This is a genomic window from Ahniella affigens (assembly GCF_003015185.1).
Classification (GTDB): domain Bacteria; phylum Pseudomonadota; class Gammaproteobacteria; order Xanthomonadales; family Ahniellaceae; genus Ahniella; species Ahniella affigens.
Genome location: NZ_CP027860.1, coordinates 672,588 through 699,020, shown reverse-complemented (window position 1 = coordinate 699,020; position 26,433 = coordinate 672,588). Strand labels below are relative to the sequence as shown.

Below are 26,433 nucleotides of genomic sequence, written 5' to 3'. Positions count from 1 at the left end.
GTTGGTGCTAAACCAGCTCGTTGCAGAATCGAACGACTCAGCCTTTGGCCTTCAGTTTGGCGACCAATGCATGCAAGGTTGCTTGCGTTTCGTCGCCGAACCAGCTGTTGACAAAGTCTTCAGCCGGGAAACGTGCCGGGTCGCCCATTAGGTCAGCCAGATCGGCGCGGGCGATACGACGAGTCGTGCTCATCGCGACCGGCGGCAACGCCAGATGTCGGCGGCACCAATCCAGTGCGGTATTGACGACCTCGGAAACCGGCGCGAGTGTGTCGACCATGCCGATCTGGACGGCCTCCTCGGCCGTGATCATCGCGCCCTGCACCATCAGGCGCTCGGCGCGATACTTGCCAATCAGGCGCCCGAACGCCTCTTGAATGACGGCCGGAACGGTCAGGCCGACTTGCACTTCGTTCAGCCCAATGCGGAATGGCTTGGCCGGATCAGCGGACGCCGCCATCACGCGGTAATCACAGAAAATCGCGAGTACCGCTCCGCCGGCCGGCGAATGCCCGGTAATGGCGGCGACCACGGGTACAGGACAACGCGCGATACTGGCCATCAGATCAAAGAAGTCGCGCCAGAACTGCAGAGTCCCGTTCCGATCAAGCTTGAGTAGGCTGACCACATCCAGCCCGGCCGAGAACATGTTCGGCTGACCGGAGAGGACGATTGCGCGGGCGCCCTCGGCCGGAGCACGGCGAATCAAGTCACGGAGCGTGGTGGCGAACTCGGGCGAAATCGCATTCACCGGCGGACGACTGAACCGCAATTCCCAAATGGCATCATGTTTCAGCACTTCGATCATGGCAGACAGTCTCGGTTCGGATAGAGGGTGGTTATCATAGCGAGGTTACCGGCTCCCTCCATTCAGCCTGCCCTATGAAAAGACTGCTCGCTACACTGCTCCTTGGTTGCTCGATCATGGCGAATGCCGCCACGACCGCTGAATCGCCGGCACTAACCGTGTTTGACCCTTGGATTCGGCTGGCGCCACCGACTGCTGAAGTGCTGGCCGGTTATGGCGAGCTCCGCAACGGCTCAAACCGCGATCTGCTCATTCAGTCGCTGGCGAGCCCGGAGTTCGAGAAAGTTGAATTGCACGAGATGAGTATGGCGGGCGGCATGATGAAAATGCGCCGGGCCGATCCTTACACAATCAAGGCAAACGACACCTTGAAGCTCGCGCCTGGTGGCTGGCACCTGATGTTGATTGGGCCAAAACAGAAAATGCCGGTAGGCACCGAGGCGACTGTGACCTTTCATACCAGTGCCGGCGACGTCAGCGTCCGCCTGCGCGTCTATCCGCCTAAGGAGGGTCTGAGTAAGTCCATCCTGGACTTTCAGACCCGCCCCGAGTCCGGCACATGTCCGGACTCGGGGCTCCACAATCAAGAACTTCCGTGCTCGATTCTGGGCGGGCCATCCATGGCGCGCATCGCCTCTGAACTTGTTCAGAGGCTCCCCAATCAATGAAAACTCGAACCCTGCTGGAAGTCGATGTCTTTGGGCTGAAGCCGCTACAAGGCAATGGGCTGGCCGTGGTACTTGATGCCGATGGTCTCAGCACCGAGCGCATGCAGGATTTCGCGCGCTGGACAAATTTTTCCGAAACCACATTTATCCAGCGGCCAACCCAATTTGGTGCGGATTATCGCGTGCGGATTTTCACACCGCGCACCGAGTTGCCTTTTGCCGGACACCCGTCGATCGGCTCGGCGTTCGCGATGCTGTGGAACCGGCGCATTGGCGCGCGCCAAAAACAGGTCGTGCAGGAATGTGGGGCTGGGCTGATGCCGTTGCGTGCCATCGGAAATTTGAGTGATCGCCAGTATCTGGTGCAGGCACCGAGCCCGAAAATCACACCCGTGGATCCGGCTGAAGCGGAGCGGATCTGTTCTGCGCTAGGTTGCGCATCGCGCCCGGTGCAACATGTCAATGTCGGAGCGAAGTGGTTGGTATTGGACCTGGAACAAGCTGATCAGGTGCTGGCGTTGCGACCAAACTTCTCTGCGCTAGCGGCGCTTTCCAATGACGGCGGCGCAACCGGCGTGACGGTGTTTGGCAGTTATGGTCGCAAGTCGGCAGATCAATACGAAGTGCGCTCGTTCGCACCTGCGGATGGCATCGACGAAGACCCCGTTTGCGGCAGTGGCAATGCATCGGTGGCGGCGGTGTTGCAGGCCGCGGCGAAACAACCCCGATTCACAACCGCCTATGCAGCACGCCAAGGCCGCGCCTGCCATCGCGATGGTCGCGTGCAGGTGCAGATTCATGCCGATCGCCGAATCGAGATCGGCGGCGGTGCATTTCTGATCAGCGAAGGGCAAGTGCGGTTGTAGTCATGGTATTAGCTGGCGGACAGTGCAACTTTGTGGGATTGCCTTGATGCCCCGACCAAGCCTGCTGCAAGCCGGATTTTGTTTTTTTGGAGGGCCTTCAGGCCCGAACCAATCTTGCCGCATCACCGTTCGCTTTTTGTAGGAGGGCCTTCAGGCCCGAACCATTCTTGCGGCTTCACCGTTCGCTTTTTGTAGGAGGGCCTTCAGGCCCGAACCAAGCTTGCCGCATCACCGTTCGCTTCTTGTGGGAGGGCCTTCAGGCCCGAACCAAGCTTGCGGCATCACCGTTCGCGGCTGAAGCCGCTCCTACAAAAACCACCGGCCCGAAGCAATCTTGCGGCATCACCGTTCGTTTTTTGTAGGAGGGCCTTCAGGCCCGAACCAAGCTTGCCGCATCACCGTTCGCGGCTGAAGCCGCTCCTACAAAAACCACCGCCCGAATCAAGCTTGTCGCGAGATTACCTACCGATTGTGGGAGGGCCTTCAGGCCCGAACCAAGCTTGCGGCATCACCGTTCGTTTTTTGTAGGAGGGCCTTCAGGCCCGAACCAATCTTGCGGCATCACCGTTCGCGGCTGAAGCCGCCCCCACAAAAACCACCGCTCCAAACCAAGCTCGCCGCGAGATTACCTACCGATTGTAGGAGGGCCTTCAGGCCCGAACCAAGCTTGCCGCATCACCGTTCGCGGCTGAAGCCGCTCCTACAAAAACCACCGCCCGAATCAAGCTTGCCGCGGTCCGTTCGCGGCTGAAGCCGCTCCCACAAAAACCTGCGCTCCGAACCACGGTGGCTAATGGATCAACCCGCTACTCGGATTTCATGCGCGCCATTGGCCAACTTTTCGCACACCAAGCTCGGACCCCCAAACAGACTCAAGGTCTGCAAATTGGTGGTCGTATGCAGACTAGGCGCCAGGCAGTGAAACCGCCCTGCGCCCGCGAGCCACATCGGCAGCAACAATTGATCGGCGAGATACTCACCAACCACGGCGCCGCTGTCGAGGTAAGCATCCAACTCGGCACAAGCTTTCGCGGCAACTTGCTCTGCAGGCAAACGGCGCTCGCCATGCACCGTCACCAGTTCCACGACGTTCTCAAACTCGGCCCACACACTGAGCACATTGCCTGGCCCCGTCCGTGAGCCCAGCACGCGGTGACGAATATGCTCGCGGCGCAGCTTATAGTGATCGGCCACCGCGGTGATCTCGCGCAAGCCGACGTGCTCTGGCACCGATGCCAGCAACGCCTCAGCCTGTATCGATTGCTTGGTCCCGCGCTCGCACAACGACAGCCCATGCAATGCCGCGGGCCGAACTTGCAAGACGACCGCACCACCGCCAGCCGGGAACAAGCCCTCGCGCACCACTTCCAGGCTCACATCCGCGCCCATGCGTCGCAGTTGCGGCAGAAACGCCCGCTGCAGAAAGCAGGTACTCGGCGCAAGCATGTTGTGCGTGCCACCCTCGACCGTCATGCGACTGATCTCTTTCGCACAGAGCAACGCCGGCAGCACCGTCTGCAGCACGAGCGACGTGCTGCCTGCTGTGCCAATCGCAAAATGGTGACTGCCGCCCACGAGTGCTTGCGGCCGAAACACGAGCGTGGACGAACCCAGCTCCGCGCCTTCGACTTCCGCAGCTGATATCTGCTGTGCCGCTTTCACGCAGGTCAGATGTTGCCGCATCAGACCGGGTTTTTCGCGCCCAGCCCGAATCCGTGTGATTCGAATCGGCCGACCGGTGATCACCGACAAGCTCAAAGACGTGCGCAGGATCTGCCCGCCGCCTTCGCCGACGCTGCCGTCGATTTCAATATTGGACCGTCCTTGCGCTTGCATCTTCAACTCCTTCAACGCGTCGACAACAAAGTCACAGCTTGGTGGTACATCCTAATCTTGCAGAACTCAGTGGCACTGCGATCTTCGCCGGAGATAAGTCCTGCTTCAATCAGTATGGGCGTCGCAAGGATCGTTACTGAGTTCGAGCTGACGCAACTCTTTGGTGTTCAACTGGCGCGCTTTCAGCAACATGTACGCACTCGACCCGATCATAAAGTCGACCCGTTGCGTGCGCTTCCGTTGATTCGGTTGAAGGTGGTCATCAACCCGAGCACCCAAAACCCAATGCCAGATCCCGCGTCGCTTGAGCAGAAATGCCCCCTGCCCCAGATCGCGATGATTCGCCACGAACTCGGCGTGCTTGCTTTCCCTTTTTCGTTTGCGCTCACGCGCCGAATCACCAGCTTGATAGCACAACAGCCGCGTTCGCGGATGCACGAACAATCCGACAGCCCGGCCCTGCCGCCAATGGCGATGCGCGGGGTAACAAGGCTTCCCTTGCTCGTCAAGCACGGCGTCAATCAAGACCTCCCATTCGACGTGCTCAAACAAATGCCGCCCCGATACGGTGCGTCGGTCAATCGTGGCGCACATCTCCGAATAGACGTTGTCCCATGGCCGACCGACCTGGGCTCGCAAGTATTTGCGCAGCGGGCTGAGCAGATCGTCAAAGTGCTTGCTCTGACGCAAGCGGGGCGCCTGCCGTTCAATATCGAGATCTTCGCCGTTCCAATCGCTGGCACGGGGCTTGTTGGTTCGTTTGTGCTTGAGTCGCCAGCCTGATCTCGGCCGCTCAATCAAGACTTGTTTCATATCCGCTCGCATGAGCGCACTCCTGATAATCGATTCGCGTTCGATGTCTGGGGGAGCTTGCAGCGGTCTTGAGGCAGGCGCGTCCGCGCCTGCCTGCCTCTTTCACTCAACCCTTGACACACACCACTTGGCGCAAGGTATGGACAATTTCGACCAGGTCGGACTGCGCCGCCATGACTTGATCGATCGGCTTGTACGCCGCGGGTGATTCGTCGATTACGTGGACGTCCTTTCGGCATTCCACATGCTTGGTCGCCTCGACGTGCGCTTCCAGCGTGATCAGTTGCTTGGCCCGAGTCCGGCTCATCACCCGACCCGCACCATGCGAGCACGAGCACAACGCCGCTTCGTTACCAAGCCCGCGCACGATGAAGCTCTTCGCACCCATCGAACCTGGGATGATGCCGAGCTGGCCCTTTTGCGCGCTGACCGCGCCCTTCCGCGTCACGAATAGGGACTCACCGAAGTGCGTCTCTTTCTGCACGTAGTTGTGGTGACAGTTGACCGCCTCCTCCGTGAGGGTGAACGGTTTCGGGATCACCTTGGCCAGTGCAGCCAGCGTGTTGTGCATCATGATCGCGCGGTTCTCCCGGGCGAATCGCTGCGCCCAGTCGACCGCGAACACATAGTCGGCAAAGTGCGGCGAGCCTTCCTGAAAGTACGCGAGGTCACGATGCGGCAAGTTGGCGACATGATTCCGCATGTCGGCCTGCGCCAACTCGATGAAGTGCGTGCCGATGGCATTGCCGACGCCACGCGAACCCGAGTGCAACATGACCCAGACCTGGTCAACTTGGTCCAAACACAATTCCACAAAGTGGTTGCCGGTGCCGAGCGTGCCGAGATGGCTCAAGTTGTTCGTGTTCTTCAATCGCGGATGCAGCTCGCACAGTCGTCGGAAATCGCTCTCCAATGCCGACCACGCCTGCTCGGCCGCTTTTGGCGCCTTGTTCCAGGCCCCTTTGTCGCGGGTGCCGTGGTTACCGGACCGACCGTGCGGCACCGCGCGCTCAATCGCCGTCCGCACCCCACCTAACTGGTCAGGCAAGTCGTTCGCTTTGAGCGACGTTCGCGCCGCAATCATGCCGCAGCCAATATCGACACCAACCGCCGCCGGAATGATCGCATGTCGAGTCGGCACCACCGAGCCAACGGTTGCGCCAATACCCACGTGCACGTCCGGCATCGCCGCGACATGCGGCCATACGACCGGCAGGCGCGACAACTGCTGCAGCTGTCGAATCGCATCGTCTTCCACCGGCACGCCCTTCGTCCACATCTTGACTGGGACGCCACCGTGTTCATTCAGTTCGTTATAAGTTGTCATGGTCGTCCACTCCTTTGCTTTCATTGATTCAGTCAACACACCCGAACGACAAGTAGTTGGCAGTCTTGCTGCTGCTCTATCTCATTGAGCGACACCTGCACGCGGATGCGTCCAGATGGCTGGATTTGCACCAGCAACCTGCAGATTACGATGTAGACCGCTGAGCATTCGTCCTGATGCTGGTTAAGCCCGCAGGCTTGGCCGATCGGCAACAAGGTTTCAACGAGACGGACATTTCAAAGATGTAGTCCCATTTGCATTTGCCGATCGGCCAAGACCGCGAGATTGCAACACGCGCTTGGCAAATCATGACTTTCAGATTGCATTCGACGAGGATTTTCGAGACGTCTCGGAAACATCTGAACGAGTTCAGCTGCTCCTGTTGCCTGCACAGGCCTTTCGGCGTGCGCAGGTGCCCGGTTCGAACGGGCGGATCCCATGTAGTCCCGACGGCATTCGACTGCAATCTGCCAATCACGCTTTCCTAAGGAGGGTCTGAACAAGTCCATCCTGGACTTTCAGACCCGCACCGAGTCCGGCACATGTCCGGACTCGGTGCCCAGAATCAAGCACTTGCGCGCTTGATTCTGGGCGGGCCATCCATGGCCCGCATCGACTCTGAACTTGTTCAGAGTCTCCCTAACCACCTACTCCCGGTTGCCTGCCCCATTGCTGGCAACCCGTTCACCTCATTCACCGACACGCACGGCTGATCAGTCAAGGTCCGATCATTTGCGTTTGGCTCCAGCGTGGTGAAGGTCACGCTGGCCCCTGTTCCTCTACTTCATTTGCGCGCACGCGGCTTAGATCTGCATCGAATCGATCTGATCGACCCAGAACTTGCCATCAGAGTTCCCAGCTGCGAACTCAGCAATGCGCTTGAACATCTCATCACTGAAACCGCCGATGTTCAGCACATCGCGCTGGTCCTTGATTTGCGAGTTCGTGTACGGCTGCAAGTCCACGCAAATCAACTTGGCATTTGGGTTCCGCTGCTTCAGCACGCGCCATTGGCGCTGGTATTCGGTTTCGCCCAGGCGGGCATCCATCCAGCTCTGGTTGTCCGAGAACATGATCACCGTATCCGGGGCCACGCTCATCTGGTTCAACGCTGCCAACGGCGCACTGCACTGCGTGCCACCGCCGAGCAAAGCCGCCAACGCCTGCGCGGTTTCCAGCACACCGCCGTGAGCGGGTCGCCGCCAGTTCCGCACTTGATCGTTGAACGGCATCACCATCGCACCACTATTCCGATGCAGCACGGCCGCCGCCATCAAGCCGGCGACATCCACACAACGCGTCGTCGACGTCGCACCATTACGGTAGCCAGTCACGGCCGATTCCATGGAACCGCTAACGTCGACCAGCACCGCCACGGAACCGGGGATTCGCGGGACGTTTTCGATCGCGTGCTCGGTCGCAGTGCGCAACGCCTGCCGGATCTTCTCGGGAATCGCGAGCGCTGCTTGGTACGTGGTCAGCAACTGGTACGGCATCGCCTTGGCGCGTCGCACCTGATCGCGATCCGCCAGACGCCGCGCAATCAAGCGCACCGTCGGCTCGTCTTCCAGCACGCCATGGCGCATGAACGTATTGAGATTCATGCGGGTCATGGTCCAACTGGCCTGACGGGCGATCTGGATCCAGTGCTCCTTGCCGAGCGGGCGTCCCGTCAACAACTGGAACGGCACGTTCGGCACCGGCTGGTTCGGATTCAAGCGAAACCGTTCCAATTCGAGCAAGGCTTTTGGCAACAACTCGGCATCGCACGGCCTACCCAGAATGCAGGCAAACAAGGCGTTGCGCTCACGCGACGGGGCACGCGGGTGCACCATCTTGATCACGTCGGCCAGCGACGGATCGTTGCCAACCATGGCCTTGATCAACGATTCGTCCGAAGCCTGCTCCAGCCAACGCTGCACCCAGCGCTTCGGTCGCGAACCAAGGCTCTGGCGCGCCACCAAACCAGACCGCAGGATGCCGACCAGGTTCCGCAGCATGCCGCCGTTGTCGATGACCCTCGGAAACACCTGCTCACCGAGCTCACCCGCGAAGCTGGCCAGCCAAGCCACCAACAATGCCGGCGTGTCCTTCATGTAGCCGTGCTTGCGCGCATACAGCGCGGTCTTGGCCACGAAATCCGGATCCACTTCAAAGCAGCGCTTCAGGAGCTCAGATAACTGGGCTTCGGCCGAGCTGTAGAACGTGCTGTTCAAACAGCCGGTCATGGCGAGCTGCGCGAGCGCCTGTTTCGGTCCAAACCCGTACGCTGGCACGCCAGCCTGGTTGGGCGTCAACAGTTGCTTCTGGGCGGGCTTCAATGCCTTGTTCAACATCACACGTTCTCCTGACTCCGATGCGGAACGCCGCATCCATAGCTGGTCTATATCAAGTCCCGTGCCAACTTCGGAAGATCTTGATTACCGCATTGTTTTTATTGAACATGTTTCGAACCCAGCAAAAATTGTCACTAGCTCGAAGCCGCCCTTTAAGATACGCTTAGATCGCACTTTATATTTTTGGATAGCATCATGAAGCGCAAAGTCGTGATCGGATTCCTCGGTACGCAGATGGATTTGGGTGCCGGCCCGGGCCGTTGGGAGAAATGGCGCCCCACGGTTGCGCTCGGGCAACACGAGGACTTCCAGGCAGACCGTATTGAGTTGCTGGTCGACCAGCGTCGATTCAACAACCTCGTCAAGACTGTGCAGACGGACCTGCGCCAACTGAGCCCGCAGACAGACGTCTGCGTGCACGACGTGTATGTCAAAGACCCTTGGGACTTCGAGCTGATGTACTCGGCCTTGTTCGATTTTTCGCGTCGGTATCCGTTTGATCTGGAGCACGAGGAATATTTCATCCACATCACAACCGGCACGCACGTCGCGCAGATCTGCTGGTTTCTGCTGGCCGAGGCGCGCTTTCTGCCCGCACGATTGATTCAAACCTCGCCACCCCGCGATCGCGCCCAAGGCATGCAAGGCTCATACGCGATCATCGACCTGGATCTCGCCCGCTATGACCAGATCGCGCAGCGGTTCTCCAAGGCCAGTCAGGAAACGACCGAGTTTCTGAAGAGCGGCATCAACACCCAAAGTCCGAAGTTCAACCGGATGATCGAGCAGATCGAGCGTGTCGCCATGCGTTCGCGCGCGCCCATGCTGCTGATGGGTCCGACTGGCGCGGGCAAGAGCCAACTCGCGCGCAACATCTTCGAGCTGAAAAAGCAGCGCCAGGACTTGAGCGGCCGGTTTGTCGAGGTGAACTGCGCAACGCTGCGTGGCGATGGCGCCGGCAGCGCGCTGTTCGGGCATGTCCGCGGTGCCTTCACGGGCGCACAGAGTGATCGCGCCGGTCTGTTGAAGAGTGCCGATGGCGGCCTGCTGTTCCTCGACGAAATCGGCGAACTCGGTCTTGATGAGCAAGCCATGCTGTTGCGGGCGATCGAAGACAAGCGCTTTCCGCCTTTGGGTGGGGACAAGGAAGTCAGCAGCGATTTTCAGTTGATCGCGGGCACGAATCGCGATCTCGCCGTGGCCGTGCGCGAAGGCCGCTTTCGCGACGATCTGTTCGCCCGCCTGAATCTCTGGACGTTCTATCTACCCGGACTCAAGGAGCGCGCCGAGGACATCGAACCGAACCTCGAGTTCGAACTGTCGCGCTATGCGCGCAACTACAATGAGCAAGTGCGTTTCAACCGCGAAGCGCGTCAAGCCTATCTGCGCTTTGCAACGAGCGCCGATGCGGTCTGGCCCGGCAATTTCCGCGATCTGGGCGCGTCGATCACGCGCATGGCGACGTTATCCGAATCGGGCCGGATTACCGTGGACGTAGTGCAGGAGGAAATCCAACGCCTGAAACGACATTGGGGCGACCAGCAATCGGACACGCCAACCGACACCAGCCTCGCGGACCTGCTCGGCGACGCTTATGCCGATCTCGATCGCTTTGATGCCGTGCAGCTTGCTGAAGTCGTTCGCGTCTGTCGCGCCAGTCGCACACTCAGCGATGCCGGCCGCACGTTATTTCAGGCGAGTCGGGAGAAAAAGGCAAAGACCAACGATGCCGATCGGCTGCGCAAATACTTGGCTCGCTTTGACTTGCAGTTCGAGCAGCTGCACCGATTGAATTAGTGAGCGTCCGCGACGTCGTTGGCATCGCCGCCAATCAGTTCATGCAGACGCACACTGGCGGCTGCGAGATCGTAACCATGCGCATGCAGCCAGCCGGCGTCATACAGCGTGTCGGCGTAGCGATCTCCCTCGTCGCACAGCAGCAACACAATCGATCCTTGCTGCCCCGCCGCGCGCATGCCACGAGCCAATCGGATGGCAGCGACAAAGCTGCAACCGGACGAGCCACCCCAGCGCCGATTGAGCGCCGATTCGAGAAATCGCATGCCGGCGATCGAGTCGACGTCGTTAATTTCTTCAACGAGATCGACGATGTCGAACAGAAATCCGCTTTCGACCTGCGGACGGGCAATGCCTTCGATAATGCTTGGCCGCGTTTGTACGGCATCTCGACTGCGCGTACGAAACCCTTCCGCAAACGCGCCACCAGTCGGTTCGGCGACGCAAAGCGCCGTGCGCAGGCGCCGATAGCGCAAGTAGCGACCAATCGTCGCCGATGTGCCGCCAGTGCCGGCGCCGCAGACGACGTAACGCGGTTCAGGATGCGCCTCCAGTGCCATCTGCCGGAGAATGGACTCGGCGATATTGTTGTTGCCGCGCCAATCGGTCGCCCGTTCGGCCAATCCGAATTGGTCGAGGTAACACGCGCCTTCGGTTTCGGCCCATTGCCGCGCAAACGGCGCGCAGCGCTCGCCTGGGGGCAGCAATAAACATCGCCCGCCAAGTGCCGTGATCGCCGTGATCTTTGCCGCCGCCGTCTGCTCGGGCATCACGGCAACAAAGGGCAGGCTGAGGAGGCGGGCAAACCAAGCCTCGGAAATTGCGGTGCTGCCGGAGGACGCGTCCACCACGACCTGCCCTTCGCGCAGCCGGCCGTTGCACAGCGCGTACAGGAACAGCGAGCGCGCTAAGCGATGTTTCAAACTGCCACTCGGGTGCGAGGCCTCGTCCTTCAGATAAAAGCTGATTCCCGGGAACGGCGGCAGATCGAGTCGCAGCAAATGCGTGTCGGCCGAACGCAGTGCTTCGCGCTCCAGGCAGGTCAGGGCTTTGTGAATCCAGAGTCGGTTCGTGTCCATGCTGGCCAGGATGCCAGCCGGGCCTGCCTGTACTTTTGACTTGGATCAGTTGTGCCGAGGGCTGACATAGAAAGATCAAACTCACCCCGGATCAAGTCCGGGGTGACGAGCGGTGGTGCAGAAGTCTTTGGGAAACCCGAGCACGTGCTCGTCGTGGCCCGCATCCAAAGCTTCAGGATCGCCATTGGCTGGTCAGGAACGATCGAACACACCCCGGATCGAGTCCGGGGCGACGAGCGGTGGATTGGAATTCCTGGGGAAAACCGACCCTTCCGCGCATCTCAATCTGCGGTTCTGCGCCGACGCGCGTCCTCGCCCTTCGTCGCCCGAGACGGAATCAGGTGCGGGGCTCATGCTCGCAGCAAGCCGCCTGATGGAACGCTGCCACCCCTTTTCCGCCCGAAATTGCCGTTTCCCCTGCCGAAATCGCCCCGAATCCGGGAACTTTTCCGGGATCGGGCGGTCGCTTGCCGACCAGATTGCCCGGATTCAGTCCGGATCGGTAGAATAGAAGGCTGTTTGCCCGACCCGGGCTCGTTTCAGAACCGGCCGGCAATTTTTTGACGCTCATTGGAGAGATTGGATGAAATTTGGTTTGCGCGCTGCCATGTTGGCGGCCATGCTGGTGGGTGCTGCCCATGCCCAGGACACGACGTCTGAAAAAGGCAAGCTGAGTTACGCCATCGGCTATGAAATCGGCAACGATTTCGTCGAAAAGAAGATGGACATCGACGTGAACACCGTGATCCGTGCGATCCAGGACGGTTACGCGAAGAAGGCGCCGGCCGTGGCCAATGAGCAGATGGCCGAAGCGCTCGACAAGATGAAAGAGCGTCTCTACAACGAAGCCAAGACCAAGTACGAAGCCCTGGCGCGTGACAACAAGGCCGCGAGCGACAAGTTCCTGGCCGAGAACAAGGTCAAGAAGGGCATTGTGTCCCTGCCGTCGGGCATCCAGTACCGCATCATTGAAGAAGGTACCGGCAAGCGTCCGCTGAAGACCAGCGAAGTGACCATGCATTACCGTGGTTCGCTGACCACCGGTCTTGAGTTCGACAGTTCGTTCGCGCGCGGCACGCCGGCCAAGTTCAAGGTCGACCAAGTGTTGAAGGGTTGGCAGGAAGTCATCCCGATGATGAAGGTCGGCGACCATTGGCAGATCTTCCTGCCGGCAGAGCAGGCCTATGGCATGCGCGGCAATGGTCCGATCGGTCCGAATCAGGCCCTGGTGTTCGAAATCAAGCTGATCGACGTCAAGTAATCGACGCCGTCGGCACACAGCGGTCTCGGCCGCTGTTGCAAACGCCACACCCCACAAGACCGATGCGGATGCCCGCATCGGTCTTGTCGTTTTGAAGGAAGTTATGACCAGTTTGACTTGGACGCGCCCTGCGCGCGCAATTCCGACACCATGTATCGGCGTATGCATGTTGGCCGCCAACGACTTGTGCGAGGGCTGTCTCAGACTGTCTGCCGAAATCGCGCGCTGGGCCAGCATGTCCGATGCCGAGCGTGCGCACATCATGCAGGTGGTGCTGCCCGAACGCGAGGCGCGCCGGCATGAACTTTGAGCGCATCCAGAAGGCGCTGCATGACTTGGAGCGTCCGCCGAGTGGCGAAGGCTGGAATCATGCCGACCTTGCCGACATTCTCGACGTCGAAGAAGGCTTGATTCCGGCCGCGGTGTTGGTGCCCATCATCGATCGCGACGGCGTGTTGACCGTGCTGTTGACCGAGCGCGATGAAAACCTCGCAAACCATGGCGGCCAGGTCAGCTTTCCGGGCGGGCGCATCGATGCCGACGACGGTTCCGCATTGGCCGCAGCCCTGCGCGAACTGGAAGAGGAAGTCGGCATTGCACGGGAGTTTGTCGAGCCACTCGGCTATTTGGATTTGTTTGACACGATCACGCGCTTTCGAGTCACCCCGGTCGTCGCGCGCGTGCGCGAGGGTTTTACGGTCACGCCCCGAATCGGTGAAGTGGCCGACGTGTTCGAGGCGCCGCTGGCCCAATTCCTGAACCCCGAGGCGCTGATCTCTCGGGAAGTGGACTACCGCGGCAAACTCCGCAACATCCACGAGTTCGACGTTGAAGGCCGACGCGTCTGGGGCGCGACGGCTGCCATGTTATTGAACCTGCGCAAACGGATTGAGCTATGGACCTGAATACCGAGACCTTGATCGACGTCACGGCGCTGAAACCATTGCTTGGCCAAACCGATCTATTGCTCGTGGATTGCCGTTTTGACCTGATGCAGCCCGACGCGGGCCGGCAAGCGTTCGAGCAGTTGCATCTTGCAGGCGCAGTTTATGCGGATGTGAACCAGGACTTGTCGGACCAGAGTCTTACGGGCCTTGGGCGCCATCCATTGCCAACGCCCGCCCACTTCGCCGAGACCCTGTCCAGGCTTGGCTTTCGGCCAGAGCAGGCCGTGGTCGTTTACGATCAAGGCAATGGCGCCTATGCCGCCCGACTATGGTGGATGCTGCGCTGGATCGGGCATCGCCAAGTCGCAGTTCTCAATGGTGGCTTTCAGGCAGCACAAAAGGCCGGTCTGCCCATGACCAGCGGCGCGGTCAGCGTCGTGCCGTCCCAAGTTTTGGATCTGCGCGGAACGACGTCCAGCGTGTTGGACTATCTAGCACTGGATCAAGCCCGACAAGACCCCAGCTGGCTGCTGATCGATGCTCGCGGCGCCGAACGCTATCGCGGTGATGTCGAGCCGATTGACCCGGTCGCCGGCCATATTCCTGGCGCGATCAATCGCCCATTTACCCAGAATCTGGACAGCGAGCAGCGCTTCCTGCCGCCCGCTGAACTGCGGATGCAATTCCAGACTTTGCTGGGCGCACGTAGCGCCGAGCAGGTCGTACATCAATGCGGGTCTGGTATTACGGCGTGTCACAACCTGCTGGCAATGACGCACGCCGGCTTGGTGGGCTCGAAGCTCTTTGCACCATCGTGGAGCGGCTGGATTTCAGATCCCAGCCGCCCCATCAGCCGCGGTGATTGACTGGCATCCATGCCGCTCAATCAGCGAATGTGCCAGTCCGGCTTTTTCAGCAGGACGTGCGGGTCTCGGTGTAATAAGCCGTGCGCACGCCGTCGAGAATACGGGTGCCCCCACAGCTGATGAATTCCTCGCCGACTACTTCGGTGTGCGCGGCGCTCGAATAGTAGAAGCGGTTGATGCTTTGGCCGATACCAGCATAGGCAACACCGGCAGCGATCGTCATCGTGGCAGCAAGCGACAACAGGAATGTGTGCGACTTCTTCATGATTTGCTCCTTCGGTTGAGTACAGGGTTGGCATGACTTGCAGCCATCCGTGGGTCTCCGCGAGGGGTCCCGAAACGCGACGAGACAGGTTGATTGCAACGTGAGCCCGCGACACGCTCCTTGTTGTCGCGAGAGAACCTTGGACGACTCGGAATCACGTTGTCGCCTTGGCTCAAGTGTTCTTCAACCTGTCATGACGCTCTTTTCGGGACTCCAAAACGGTGCGATCTGCGAATCCTTCGCGGCATGCATTGCGTTACGCGTAAAATCCGCAAAATCGCGCTCAATTATTTGGTAGCGCAACCCAACTTCTGCCGTCAGGCCGAACACCAAGCAGCGACCGGGTTCCGGCCTGAGCGGCATGCGACGTGCTGTTCGGAAATCAATCATCCGCGCAAAACGCCACATTGTGCTTGCGAAGTAGCGGGCGCGGCCCCTTGCCGCACGTCCACAGAAACGAGCACCCTTGTCATTGACATGGCTGCCACGCCTGGGATTTTGGAGTCGCGACCGCGCTTTGATGCCTTCTGGATCAAGGCAATCCCCTGATTTCGGCGCTGTTGGGTTGTTTTTCACGTCAGTCGCGCAACAATTGCGGGCTGGGAGGAATGACCCCGCTCCGGTCGGGCCAGCCCAATCCCCAACCTGTCGCCACGAACTGAACCAGAACGGAGTGCTTGTGAGTCTTGCCAAAGCCCGAACCATGCCCGGTGTGATGGAGCTCTTACCGCTCGATCAAATTGCTTTCCAGAACATGCTGGAAACAATCCGCCGGAATTTTGAACGCTTCGGCTTTCTGCCGATCGAAACGCCGGCAATCGAGTTCACCGATGTGCTGCTGACCAAATCGGGTGGCGAAACCGAGCGTCAGGTGTACTTCGTGCAGTCGACCGGCAGCCTGAAGAAAGGCGAGGAACCAAGCCTAGCCCTGCGCTTTGATCTGACTGTGCCTTTGGCCCGCTACGTTGCCGAGCACGAGCATAGTCTGAGTTTTCCGTTTCGCCGCTACCAAATGCAGCGCGTCTATCGGGGCGAGTCGGCGCAGGAGGGGCGATATCGCGAGTTCTATCAATGCGACATCGATGTGATCGGAAAGGATCAGCTGTCGGTCCGCTATGACGCCGAACTGCCGGCTGCGATCTACGCGATCTTCCGCGAACTGAACGTCGGCCCGTTCACCCTCCAGCTGAATAACCGCAAGATACTGCGCGGCTTCTTCGAACGCCTCGGCATTGCCGATGGCGAGGCACAAACCCTGGTTCTGCGCGAAGTTGACAAGATCGACAAACGCGGGGCTGCAGCCGTGCGCGAAACTTTGACGAACGCGCCATTTTCGCTGCCGATCGAGCAGGCGGATGCACTGATGCATTTTGTTGCGCAACGCTCGGACTCGCATGCCAGCGCCTTGGCGATGCTGGACGCTCTGGGCAGCGGCAATAGCACTCTGGACACTGGCATCGCCGAGGTCCGCGAAGTGCTTCGCCTGTTGAAAGCCCTGGGTGTTCCGGAAGCGTTCTACGTGCTGAATTTTTCGATCGCGCGCGGACTCGATTACTACACCGGCTCCGTGTTCGAAACGATTCTGACCGAGCATCCGGATATCGGCTCGGTCTGCTCGGGCGGTCGCTACGAGAACCTGGCCTCGCACTACACCAAGTCCAAACTCCCCGGAGTGGGCGTGTCAATTGGTGCCACGCGGCTGTTCTACCAACTGCGCAAGGCGGGTCTGATTGGCACCGCGAAGAGCACCGTGCAAGCCATGGTAGCGATGATGGACGATGCCGACCTGCCGCTCTACCTGGAGCTCGCGAATCAGCTGCGTGCGGCGCAGATCAATACCGAGGTGCAGTTGGAGCCGAAGAAGCTCGGCAAGCAATTCCAATACGCCGATCGGGCCGGCATCCGTTTTGTGCTGATGCTGGGCGTTGATGAAAAGGCCAAAGGCGTGGTCGCCGTCAAGGACATGCTGCGGGGTGAGCAATTTGAGGTCGCCCGTGCCGAGCTCACGCAAAGCCTGCGCGTTGAAATCGAACAATCCGAAGCCATGCCAAAGGGGCTGTGATGCGTCCAATCATCGAACTGAATGGGCTCTCGCTGAGCCGCTCGCAAGTTGCCGCACTCGCTGACGGCGCGGCGGTTCATCTGGCACCCGATGCGCTGGAACGAGTGGCCCATGCGGCGTCGTTTCTGAGCGAACAGGTACGTCGACAGGAGCCCATCTACGGCGTCACAACGGGCTTTGGCAGCAATGCCGATAAGCTGCTCGGCGCCCGCCGCGCGCGCGATGATCTGCCTGGCGGCAACCCGGAGCAGCATGAGCGCGACTTGCTCGAAGAACTCCAGCACAATCTGGTGATCACGCACGCTGTGTGCGTCGGCGAGCCGTTCCCGGAAACGGTCGTCCGCGCGATGCTCGGTATTCGCATCAATACGCTGCTGCGCGGTCACTCGGGAATTCGCGTCGAAACGCTGCAGGCGCTTGCCGAACTGCTGAACCGCGATGTCATTCCGGTGATTCCGCGCAAGGGTTCGGTTGGTGCGAGCGGCGATCTGGCCCCGCTATCGCACTTGGCAATGGTGCTGCTCGGCGAAGGCGAGGCATTTGTTGGCGGTCTTCGCAAGTCGGGACGCGAGGCCCTCCAGGAAGTCGGCTTGCAACCGGTGCGATTGTCGTTCAAGGAAGGCCTCGCGCTGAACAACGGCACCACGCAGATGCTCGCAACGGGCGCACTGGCACTGAACCGACTGGAGCATTTGTTGCAGCTGGCTGAACTTGCAGCCGCCATGACGCTTGAGGCATTTGCGGGCCGCAGCGGCGCGCTGGTGGATGACGTGCACCAATTGCGCCCGCATCCAGGCCAGATCCATTCAGCCAAGGCCGTCCGCGCGTTGATCGAAGGCTCGACGTTGGTCGATATCGCGTATCACCTCGTGCCGCGTTTTTCGTCCTGGTTGGCCGACTCCTGGCAAACGCCCGCAGCGCAGGCACAACGCTTCGATATCAGCTGGGACTACGTACCGCCGAGCCAGCGTCATGGCCGCGAGAACTTCTACAAGCGCTTCCTGCCGTTCAAGGGCGGCAAGAAGCATCAACCGCAAGACGCATACTGCCTGCGCTGCATGCCGCAAGTGCATGGCGCCGTCCGCGATGCGTTTGATCAAGCGTGCCGCGTGTTTGATGTGGAGCTGAATGCGGTCACGGACAACCCGTTGGTGTTTCCGGATCGGGCCGCGCGCGAGATCGAGGATCAAGTGATTTCGGCCGGGCATTTCCACGGCATGCCGCTCGCGCTGGCGATGAGCTACGTCAAAGCCGCCATCCCCGTGCTCGCCAGCATCTCCGAGCGACGCCTGAACAAGCTCGTCGACCCGGCGACGAACGATGGATTGCCGGCGTTCCTGATTGGCAACGAAGACGCCACCGACTCCGGCTTCATGATCGTGCAGTACACCGCGGCGGCACTCGTCAATGATCTGGCGAGTCGCGCGCATCCGGCATCGGTGTACTCGATCCCGACGAGCGCGAATGCCGAGGATCACGTGTCGATGGGCGCGAATGAGGCCCGCCATGTGCTCGACATGCTCGAGGATCTGGAGCACGTGCTCGCACTGGAACTCTACACGGCTGCGCAGGCGCTGGAGTACCGGCGCGACATGCTGAATGCCGCACGCGAGTTGGGCCGTAGCGGCAATGTGTCCGCCCTGATCAGCAAGATCAGAAACGCGCCGCGCACTGACGCCGTTGAGCGCGCTCAATTCGAGTCCGAAGTCGCGGCACTCGCCCAGGCCCTTGCGGAATCCGACGACTTCCAGCCATCCAAGCGCGTCCAACGCGCGTTTGAGCGAATCCGTCAGCACATTCCGTTCATGGCCATGGATCGCGCGATGGATGGCGATATCCGCGCCATTCTGAAGTTGGTCGCGTCTGGCAGCCTGCTTGAGGATGCCGCATGATTCGTGCGCTGGAGCTGATGATTGGGCTGCGCTACACACGCGCAAAGCGCCGCAATCATTTCATCTCGTTCATCTCGCTGGCATCGATGCTCGGTATTGCGCTCGGCGTTTGCGCCCAGATCACGATCGTCTCGGTGATCAATGGCTTTGGCACCGAGCTGCGGGCCCGCACGCTCAGCATGGTCGCTCACGCCACCGTGTCCGGCTTCGGCGGCGAGCCGTTGCAGCAATGGCCAGAGGCCGTAGCCGTTGCCCAAAAGCTACCGCACGTGGTGGGGGCGGCACCTTATGTCGAACGCGAAGTCATGCTCCAGGGCGGACGTGTCAGCGGCGCGATTGTGCGCGGCATCGACCCGACCTTGGAGCCCACCGTCTCGGCGATTCGCGAGGAGATCAAAGAGGGCGACTTCGCCGCGCTGCAACCCGGTGAATTCAACATTGTGCTGGGCAAAGAGCTGGCACTGTGGGCAGGCGCGTCGCTTGGCGACAGCGTGCTCGTCTATGCGCCACAAGTCCGCGCCACGCCAGCAGGCCTGCTGCCGCAGATGCGCCGGTTTCGTGTGGTCGGTCTGTTCGAGGCGGGGGTTTCCGAGTTCGATCGCGGCATGGCTTTCATCCATATCCAGGATGCCCAGAAGCTGTTTCGGCAAGGTGACGGGGTCACCGGCGTTCGGCTGAAGCTCGATGACCTGTTTCAGTCTCGGGCCGTCGCGGAGTCGCTCGGCGCCCAACTGCAGGGCGACTTTCGTGTGCGGGATTGGACTCAGGACAACCGCAATCTCTATCAAGCGCTGAACACTGAGAAGATCACGATGTTTGTGATCATGTCGCTGGTGGTCGCGGTCGCGGCGTTCAATCTGGTGTCGTCGCTCGTGATGCTGGTCATCGACAAGCAGGCGGACATCGCGATTTTGCGCACGCTGGGTTTGAGTCCGGGCTCCGTCATGCAGATCTTTGTAATCCAAGGCGTCGTCATTGCGTGTGTAGGCATTGCGATCGGCACCGTCGGCGGCATTCTGCTTGCCGAGAACGCCGATCGGCTCATGAACTTCTTGGAAGCCATCTTCGGCTTCGACTTCATGCCAGCCGATGTGTATTACATCAGCGCACTCCCTTCCGATCTGCGGATGGATGATGTCCTCAGCATTGTCGGACTGAGCTTTGTGCTGTCCACGCTGGCGACTTTGTACCCGGCGTGGAAGGCGGCCCGGACGAAACCGGCGGAGGCGCTGCGCTATGAGTGAGTTTGCGCTCGAGGTGAGTGGCGTCAGCAAGACGTATCGCGACACCGGGCTCAGTACGCCCGTGCTGCACGCGGTCGACTTGAATGTCCGCGTTGGCGAAGCCGTTGCGATTGTCGGCGCGTCAGGCTCTGGTAAGAGTACCTTGCTGCATGTGATCGGTGGCCTCGATGCGCCCGACGGCGGCAGTGTGCGCGTGGCCGGTCAAGATATGCTGAGTCTGGGCGAGACCGCACGCGGCGATCTTCGAAACCTTGCACTCGGTTTCATTTATCAGTTCCACCATTTGTTGCCCGAGTTCACGGCCGAAGAGAATGTCGCTATGCCGTTGCTGATCCGGCGAACCCCAAAAGCGGCGGCCCTGGCTCAAGCCCGGGCGATGTTGGAGAAAGTTGGCCTCGGTCATCGCATTCACCACAAGCCCGGCGAGCTCAGCGGGGGCGAACGCCAACGTGCTGCGGTCGCCCGCGCGCTCGTGAGTCAACCACAGTGCGTGCTGGCTGACGAGCCCACCGGAAATTTGGATGCGCAGAATGCAGAGGCGGTCGCCGAGTTGATGCTGGCGCTGCGGCGCGACGCCGGGACGGCACTCGTGATTGTGACGCACGACCTGAATCTGGCGGCGCGCATGGATCGAGCGCTGCGCCTGGTCGACGGCCGGCTGCAAACCCTGGAATTGAAACCCCCGAACGGATAGAGGCCAACCCATGAATTCGGCAGCCACGGATCGGCAGCCTGTACACCGCCCGGATGGCGACTCAATTTGGTTCTCATCCCCTGCGCGCCGACAGCTTTATGCGCTGGCCTGGCTGTTGGGCTTGTTGTGCGCGCACCTGCTGCCGACATTGCCCGGGCAAGACGGTTTGCTGGTCCTGACATTGTTATCGCTCACATTGCTGTGGCCGCCTCAGGCCCGCTGGCTCGGTTGGTCCGGTCTGGGTGCCGTGTACGCCATTTGGGCAGCGAGTCACGCACTCGCCGATCGATTGCCAGTCGCCGCGACCGGAGCCGATCTTGACGTATTCGGCACCGTTGTTGGTCTGCCCGAGCGGCAACCTGAGCAACAGCGGTTTGAGTTGCACGTCGTCAGCTGGCACAGCGCGGATCCGGCGTTCCGTTGGACGAACGCCCAGCCAACACTGAGAGTGTCGTGGTACGGCCATGAGCCGACGATTCGAAGCGGCGACTCGTTCCGCGGCACGGTACGTGTGCGCCCACCCATCGCCCTGGTCAATCCAGGGAGTTTCGATTTCGAACGCCACGCGCTCGCGCAAGGCCTCGACGCGATGGCATACGTGCGCTCGGGCCAAATCGAAACTGGCGCGCCATCGGGGCTGTTCATCGACCGATTCCGGCAGAACTGGTCGACCTGGATCCAAACCAGCAGCCAACACCCGGAATTGGGGCCATTGCTGGCGGGCCTTGCGGTCGGCGATCAGGCGGCGATCAGCGATGCAAGTTGGCAACGTCTGCGGGTGACTGGCACCACGCATCTGATGGCGATTTCTGGTTTGCACATTGGCTTGGTCGCGGCATTCGCCGCTTGGCTCACGCAAGGTCTGTACGTGCTCTGGCCGGGCTTGGCAAGACGTTGGACACGGCCTGATCTCGCCGGCCTCGCCGGGCTCGCAGCGGCGCTAATCTACGCGTGCCTCGCCGGCTGGTCTCTGCCTGTGCAGCGCACGATCCTGATGATTGCATTGGTCATCGTCTGCCTGTGGACGCGCCGGTACTTGAGCAGTTTCCAGATGCTCCTGACGGCTGCCGTGCTCGCCGTTTTGTTTGATCCGTTGGCGCCCTTGTCTGCCGGATTCTGGCTGAGCTTTCTTGGCGTCTTCAGTCTGATGCTCGCCCTGCCCGGCTGGCGCGTCGAAAAGCCGTGGCAGGCCATGTGGCGTGCACAATGGGTGGCGACGATATTCTTGCTCCCCGTTGGCATCGCGTGGTTTCAGCAGGCCAGCGTCGTCGGCCCGTTGGCCAATCTCCTGGCCATTCCGTGGATCACGTTTGGCGTGGTGCCATTGCTACTGCTCGCGATGCTTTGTCCCATCGAAGCGGTTTCGGCTTGGCTCATCAAACTCGCTACGTTGTCATTGAGTGGACTCTGGCACGTGCTGGGCTGGTGCGAGCAATGGTCGTTTGCGAGCATCGACCTGCCCGAAACCACGCTGCCGTTGCTGCTGCTCGCCCTGCTCGGCGCCGTCATACTGCTGCTGCCAAGACCATTCGCCGGGCGTTGGTTTGGTCTCTGTTGCCTGCTCCCTTTGTTCGTACCGGCGATCAACCCAGTCGCTTTGGGACACGTGCGGATCAGCGTGCTCGACGTGGGTCAGGGGCTCGCTGTATTGGTGCAAACACGCGCACACAATTTGCTGTACGACACGGGCGCACGCACGCGTGGCGGCTTTGATCTCGGTGAAGTCGTCGTGGTGCCGGCGCTGCGGAGCCTCGGCGTCAGACAACTCGATCGCCTGATCATCAGCCATCTGGACAATGATCACGCGGGCGGGCGACAAGCTGTGCGCCGGGCGTATCCGGCGGCGTTGGAGCAGGTCGGCATCGAGACCGATCCGTCGGCCCGCTGTGAGCGGGGCGAGCACTGGGAATGGGACGGCGTGCAGTTTCAATTTTTGCATCCACCCCGGCATTTCCCCGATCTTGGCAACGAGAGTTCCTGCGTCCTGCAGATCACCGCTGGCACCAAACGCGCGCTGCTGACTGGGGACATCGGTGCTGATGTTGAAGCCCGGCTGCTGCATGAGCCAATCCTCGGGCCCCTGAGTCTGTTGCTCGTGCCGCACCATGGCAGTCGCTTTGCGAGCAGTTTGCCGTTTCTCGATGCCACCGAACCGCGCTTCGCCGCCGTGTCGAGCGGCTTCGCCAATCGCTTCGGCCACCCGAGTCACGCGGTGCTGGAGCGCCTCCAAACCGTTGGCGCAACCCCACTCAATACAGCCTACTCGGGGATGTTGCAATTTGAACTGGGTCCGGAGCCCGGGACGTCGCCACCAACGCAGCAACGCGCCGTATCACGCCGCTATTGGCGCTTGGCGCCCGACGCACTGGCAGGCTGGGATCGGCGATAATGCGGCCATGTCGAATTCATTCAAGTTGCTAGTGTGCACGTGGCTCAGCGGGTCCATTCTGGCCTGCGGCCTGGCACGTGCCGACACATTCAGCATGGACTGGCAGTCGGAAGCGATTCCCGCGCAGTCAATCTGGATTGATCCAACCGCCCGCCCCCGGTTGTCAGACTGGCGTCCGGGCGACCCGATCGTGGACATCCCCCGCCGCCAAAACCGCCTTGCGCCCTATGAGGCACCCCGCTACCTGACCGATGGACTGGATCGCCTTGCCACATTGCAGGAAGGTCGGAGCGTCAACAGCCCTACCGCATTCAACACGCCGTTGCTGAACATCGGCGGCGGCGGGTACTCGGGTGTCAGTCCGTCCGACGCGAGTGGCGATGTCGGACCCGGTCATTATGTTCAGGTGGTCAACAGCAATGTCGGCGCGACCTACCGGATCTACAACAAGTCGGGCACGTTGGTCGCCGGCCCGTTCAATCTGGAAAGCCTCGGCACCGGCCTTTGCGCAAACGGCTGGGGCGATGGCCTGGTGCTCTACGATCAACTCGCCAATCGCTGGATGCTCAGCGAATTTACGCAGACCGGCAACACGTTGTGCATTTATCTGAGCGAGTTGTCCGACCCCAGTGCGCCGCAAACCTGGACGCGCTATCAAATCAACACGCCCGGATTTCCGGATTACCCGAAGTACGGCATCTGGCCCAACGCCTATGTGATTGGCGTCAACGAAGGCAGCACCACCCGTGCTGTCTATGCGCTGGATCGCACGCGAATGCTCGCCGGGCTGAGCATCACCGCGCAGCGGTTCACGGTGCCAGCCTTGGCGGGATTCTCGTTTCAACTTCTTATGCCGGCTGATTTGGAAGGGGCCACGTTGCCGCCATCGGGCGCCAAACCGTTGTTGATGCGGCAATTGGACGATGAGGCCCACACGCCAAGCCAGAACGATCCGACGCGCGATCGACTTGAAGTGTATGAACTCACTTTGGATTTCAATACGCCAGCCAATTCGATACTCAGCGGTCCGAGCGCGATCACGATCAGTGAATTCGACGCCGACCTGAGTGGCTTGACAGGCCTCGACGGCATTCGCCAGCCGGATGGCAGTCAAATCGATGCGGTTCGCGAGCCAATCATGAATCGCTTGGTGTATCGCGTTTTCCCAGGTTTTGAGAGCCTGAGCGGCAATTTCGTGACGGATCGAAATGGCAGTGATCTCGCCGGTGTGCGCTGGTTCGAATTGCGGCGAACAGGCGGTAGCAATGCGCCGTGGCTGCTGTTTCAAGAAGGCACTTTGTCGGCGGCTGATAGCGTCAATCGCTGGCTCGGCACGAGTGCGATTGATCGCTCGGGAAACTGGGCTCTGTCCTACAACGCCACCGGCACATCGCCGACGGTGTTCCCGAGCCTCCGCTTTGCCGGCCGGCGCGACGGCGAAGCCCGACAGACCATGAGCACACTGGACCTCAGCATCCAGAACGGCAGCACGAATCAAAGCAGCAACCGCTGGGGCGATTACGCCCAGATGAGCCTCGATCCCGTAGATGGTTGCACCTTCTGGCTGACCGGCCAATACGCGCCAGCCACCACGTTTTCCACCCGTATCGCCAGCCTGCGGCACACGGGTTGTGGCACGCCAACGTTCATCATGAACAGCACGGAAGTGACCCGCGAGGCCTGCGTGAGCCCGGCGCGCAGCCTGCCGGCCTGGCCGTTCACGCAAGCGAGTCTCGACGGCCATGCCGCGAGCGTGGGCTATAGTCTCACGGCGCTGCCAGCCGGGATCAGTGGCAATGTCAGCCCTACGAGCCTGACCGGCAACAACAGCGGCAATGTGAATCTGACCTTGGCTGCAAACGCGGCAGCCGGCACGCACACGATCAATCTGACCGGTAACGACGGCAGCCAGAGCAAGCTACTCGATTTGCGGCTGATTTTGTCGAGCCCACTCGGCACGACTACCTTGAACAGTCCAGCCGACCTCGCGACGAATCAACTAATCAATCCCACCTTGAGTTGGGCGACGCTTGCAACGGCGCAGAACTACACCATTGAAATCGCCGAAGACCCAGCCTTCAGCGTCGGCCTGCGCAGCGCTACGGTGAGCCAGACTAGCTACGTGGTGGAGCCCGCGCTGACCTACGGCCAGACCTACTATTGGCGCGTTCGAGGCAACAATTCGTGCGGCCCTGGGCTGAATCCGGCGAGTCCGCGCCGCTTCACGGTGCGCACCGATCCCCTCGCCTGCCCGGCTGGTACCGGACAGAACGACTGGCTCACCGACCCGTTTGAAACCGGCGCGCCCGGTTGGACACATCAGTCGCTGACCGGCACCGATACATGGCAACTCAGCACGAGCCAAAGTGCGAGTCCGACCCATGCGTTTGCCGGCAGCGTATCGGCAAACACTAGCGATCAGGTTCTGATCAGCCCGACCATTGCGATTCCGGCCAACCAGAGTGCATTCAAGTTCCGACTCAAACATCGTTATCGCCTGGAACGCCCGACGGCAACGAGTTGCAATGATGGCGGCACCTTGGAGTTTGCGCTGGATGGTGGCAGCTTCAACCCCATCGAGAGCTTTGATCTCGTTGAGGGCGGACCCTATACGGCACTGACCGCGAACGACAATGGCTTCGGCGCGAAACCTGCCTATTGCGGTGACAACGGCAGCTTCAAGACTGTGACCGGGAATGTCGACAGCGCGATTGGCCACAGCTTTCGACTGCGGATGCGCTTGGGCAGCAACCCGACCATTGCGAGCGACGGCTGGTGGATCGATGACGTCCAACTCCGGAGTTGTGGCCCCGATGCCGACAGCGACGGCCTGGGCGATGCGACCGACAATTGCGTCGGCGTCGCGAATGGCAATCAAAGCAACAACGATCAGGACGCCGAAGGCGACGCCTGTGATCCAGACGACGACAATGATTCGGTGCTCGATGCAAGCGACAACTGCCCGTTCCTGGCGAACCTGGATCAGGCCAATCACGACACCGATGCCCTGGGCGATGCCTGCGATCCGGACGATGACAACGATGGTCGCCTGGACGGTGTCGACAATTGCCCGATTGACGAAAATCCCAATCAACTCAACGCTGATGCCGATGCCTTAGGTGATGCCTGCGATCCCGACGATGACAACGACACGGTGCTGGATGGCAGCGACAACTGCCGGGTTGTGCCGAACTTGGATCAACTCGATGGTGACGGCGATCAACTGGGAGACGCCTGTGATGCCTGTCCGGCGGACCCGCTGAATACCTGCACTGACAATGTATTCCGCGACAGCTTCGACGTGTTGTTCTAGTGGGTTCTTCCAGCAAGTCGGAAGCGCTGA

At 60.6% G+C, this 26,433-nt stretch carries 19 protein-coding genes and 1 pseudogene; 13 read left to right on the top strand and 7 right to left on the bottom strand.

The annotated features are described in order from the left end of the window. Nucleotides 1-37: 37 nt before the first annotated feature. Entirely contained in the window at nt 38-808 is a 771-nt protein-coding gene (locus C7S18_RS02565) for an enoyl-CoA hydratase/isomerase family protein (protein ID WP_206207962.1), read from the bottom strand. Nucleotides 809-882: 74 nt separating this feature from the next. Between C7S18_RS02565 and C7S18_RS02560 the strand changes: the two genes are divergently transcribed. Both C7S18_RS02560 and C7S18_RS02555 read left to right on the top strand, forming a co-directional pair. After that, on the top strand, nt 883-1,476 hold the full coding sequence (locus C7S18_RS02560; RefSeq protein WP_106890070.1) for a copper chaperone PCu(A)C: 594 nt from the start codon (nt 883-885) through the stop codon (nt 1,474-1,476). Then, entirely contained in the window at nt 1,473-2,342 is an 870-nt protein-coding gene (locus C7S18_RS02555; RefSeq protein ID WP_106890069.1) for a PhzF family phenazine biosynthesis protein, read from the top strand. The genes C7S18_RS02560 and C7S18_RS02555 overlap by 4 nt, the downstream gene beginning before the upstream one ends. 798 nt (nt 2,343-3,140) lie before the next feature. Here C7S18_RS02555 and rtcA read toward each other — a convergent pair. Then, nucleotides 3,141-4,178 carry an RNA 3'-terminal phosphate cyclase gene (gene rtcA, locus C7S18_RS02550; RefSeq protein WP_106890068.1) on the bottom strand — a complete coding sequence of 346 codons (1,038 nt, stop codon included), beginning with the start codon at nt 4,176-4,178 and terminating at the stop codon, nt 3,141-3,143. Nucleotides 4,179-4,610: 432 nt separating this feature from the next. Between rtcA and C7S18_RS24130 the strand changes: the two genes are divergently transcribed. Beyond that, the gene (locus C7S18_RS24130; RefSeq protein ID WP_146151724.1) at nt 4,611-4,961 is read left to right on the top strand and encodes a hypothetical protein; all 351 of its coding nucleotides are present in this window, start codon (nt 4,611-4,613) and stop codon (nt 4,959-4,961) included. Between the two features lie 136 nt (nt 4,962-5,097). On the opposite strand, the gene C7S18_RS02540 is transcribed toward C7S18_RS24130, so the two are convergent. After that, nucleotides 5,098-6,318 (bottom strand): RtcB family protein, encoded by a 1,221-nt coding sequence (locus tag C7S18_RS02540; protein WP_106890066.1) that lies wholly within the window; start codon nt 6,316-6,318, stop codon nt 5,098-5,100. Between the two features lie 803 nt (nt 6,319-7,121). Continuing rightward, nucleotides 7,122-8,654, bottom strand: coding sequence for a vWA domain-containing protein (locus C7S18_RS02535; RefSeq protein ID WP_106890065.1), 1,533 nt, complete (start codon nt 8,652-8,654; stop codon nt 7,122-7,124). A 195-nt stretch (nt 8,655-8,849) separates the two neighbouring features. On the opposite strand from C7S18_RS02535, the gene rtcR reads away from it, so the two are divergent. After that, nucleotides 8,850-10,451 carry an RNA repair transcriptional activator RtcR gene (gene rtcR, locus C7S18_RS02530; RefSeq protein WP_106890064.1) on the top strand — a complete coding sequence of 534 codons (1,602 nt, stop codon included), beginning with the start codon at nt 8,850-8,852 and terminating at the stop codon, nt 10,449-10,451. On the opposite strand, the gene C7S18_RS02525 is transcribed toward rtcR, so the two are convergent. Further along, nucleotides 10,448-11,530, bottom strand: coding sequence for a PLP-dependent cysteine synthase family protein (locus tag C7S18_RS02525; protein WP_106890063.1), 1,083 nt, complete (start codon nt 11,528-11,530; stop codon nt 10,448-10,450). The two genes, rtcR and C7S18_RS02525, sit on opposite strands and share 4 nt — an antisense overlap. A 583-nt stretch (nt 11,531-12,113) precedes the next feature. On the opposite strand from C7S18_RS02525, the gene bamJ reads away from it, so the two are divergent. The 3 genes and pseudogenes from bamJ (at nt 12,114) to C7S18_RS02505 (ending at nt 14,544) form a co-directional block, all read left to right on the top strand. Further along, nucleotides 12,114-12,791 (top strand): BamJ family beta-barrel-assembly machinery protein, encoded by a 678-nt coding sequence (gene bamJ, locus C7S18_RS02515; protein ID WP_106890061.1) that lies wholly within the window; start codon nt 12,114-12,116, stop codon nt 12,789-12,791. Between the two features lie 103 nt (nt 12,792-12,894). Further along, nucleotides 12,895-13,696, top strand: a pseudogene (locus C7S18_RS02510) (DUF1289 domain-containing protein). Continuing rightward, the gene (locus C7S18_RS02505) at nt 13,687-14,544 is read left to right on the top strand and encodes a sulfurtransferase (protein WP_106890060.1); all 858 of its coding nucleotides are present in this window, start codon (nt 13,687-13,689) and stop codon (nt 14,542-14,544) included. The pseudogene C7S18_RS02510 and the gene C7S18_RS02505 overlap by 10 nt, the downstream one beginning before the upstream one ends. Before the next feature lie 46 nt (nt 14,545-14,590). On the opposite strand, the gene C7S18_RS02500 is transcribed toward C7S18_RS02505, so the two are convergent. Both C7S18_RS02500 and C7S18_RS24125 read right to left on the bottom strand, forming a co-directional pair. Further along, on the bottom strand, nt 14,591-14,809 hold the full coding sequence (locus C7S18_RS02500) for a DUF6289 family protein (RefSeq protein ID WP_106890059.1): 219 nt from the start codon (nt 14,807-14,809) through the stop codon (nt 14,591-14,593). A 183-nt stretch (nt 14,810-14,992) separates the two neighbouring features. After that, nucleotides 14,993-15,385 (bottom strand): hypothetical protein, encoded by a 393-nt coding sequence (locus C7S18_RS24125; protein ID WP_146151723.1) that lies wholly within the window; start codon nt 15,383-15,385, stop codon nt 14,993-14,995. A gap of 127 nt (nt 15,386-15,512) precedes the next feature. Between C7S18_RS24125 and hisS the strand changes: the two genes are divergently transcribed. Genes hisS through C7S18_RS24685 form a run of 6 tightly spaced genes read left to right on the top strand, consistent with a single transcriptional unit; the run spans nt 15,513 to nt 26,403 of the window. Beyond that, nucleotides 15,513-16,871, top strand: coding sequence for a histidine--tRNA ligase (gene hisS, locus C7S18_RS02490; RefSeq protein WP_206208018.1), 1,359 nt, complete (start codon nt 15,513-15,515; stop codon nt 16,869-16,871). Then, complete coding sequence (locus tag C7S18_RS02485; protein ID WP_106890057.1) at nt 16,871-18,763, top strand: HAL/PAL/TAL family ammonia-lyase; 1,893 nt, start codon at nt 16,871-16,873, stop codon at nt 18,761-18,763. Before hisS ends, C7S18_RS02485 begins: the two co-directional genes overlap by 1 nt. Next, on the top strand, nt 18,760-20,007 hold the full coding sequence (locus C7S18_RS02480) for a lipoprotein-releasing ABC transporter permease subunit (RefSeq protein WP_106890056.1): 1,248 nt from the start codon (nt 18,760-18,762) through the stop codon (nt 20,005-20,007). The genes C7S18_RS02485 and C7S18_RS02480 overlap by 4 nt, the downstream gene beginning before the upstream one ends. Beyond that, nucleotides 20,000-20,701, top strand: a complete 702-nt coding sequence (gene lolD, locus C7S18_RS02475) for a lipoprotein-releasing ABC transporter ATP-binding protein LolD (protein WP_106890055.1) — start codon at nt 20,000-20,002, stop codon at nt 20,699-20,701. Before C7S18_RS02480 ends, lolD begins: the two co-directional genes overlap by 8 nt. Before the next feature lie 10 nt (nt 20,702-20,711). Then, nucleotides 20,712-23,090 (top strand): DNA internalization-related competence protein ComEC/Rec2, encoded by a 2,379-nt coding sequence (locus C7S18_RS02470; protein ID WP_106890054.1) that lies wholly within the window; start codon nt 20,712-20,714, stop codon nt 23,088-23,090. A gap of 7 nt (nt 23,091-23,097) precedes the next feature. Continuing rightward, a complete protein-coding gene (locus C7S18_RS24685; RefSeq protein WP_206207961.1) occupies nt 23,098-26,403 on the top strand; it encodes a thrombospondin type 3 repeat-containing protein in 3,306 nt (1,101 codons plus the stop codon). The last annotated feature ends 30 nt before the right edge of the window (nt 26,404-26,433 follow it).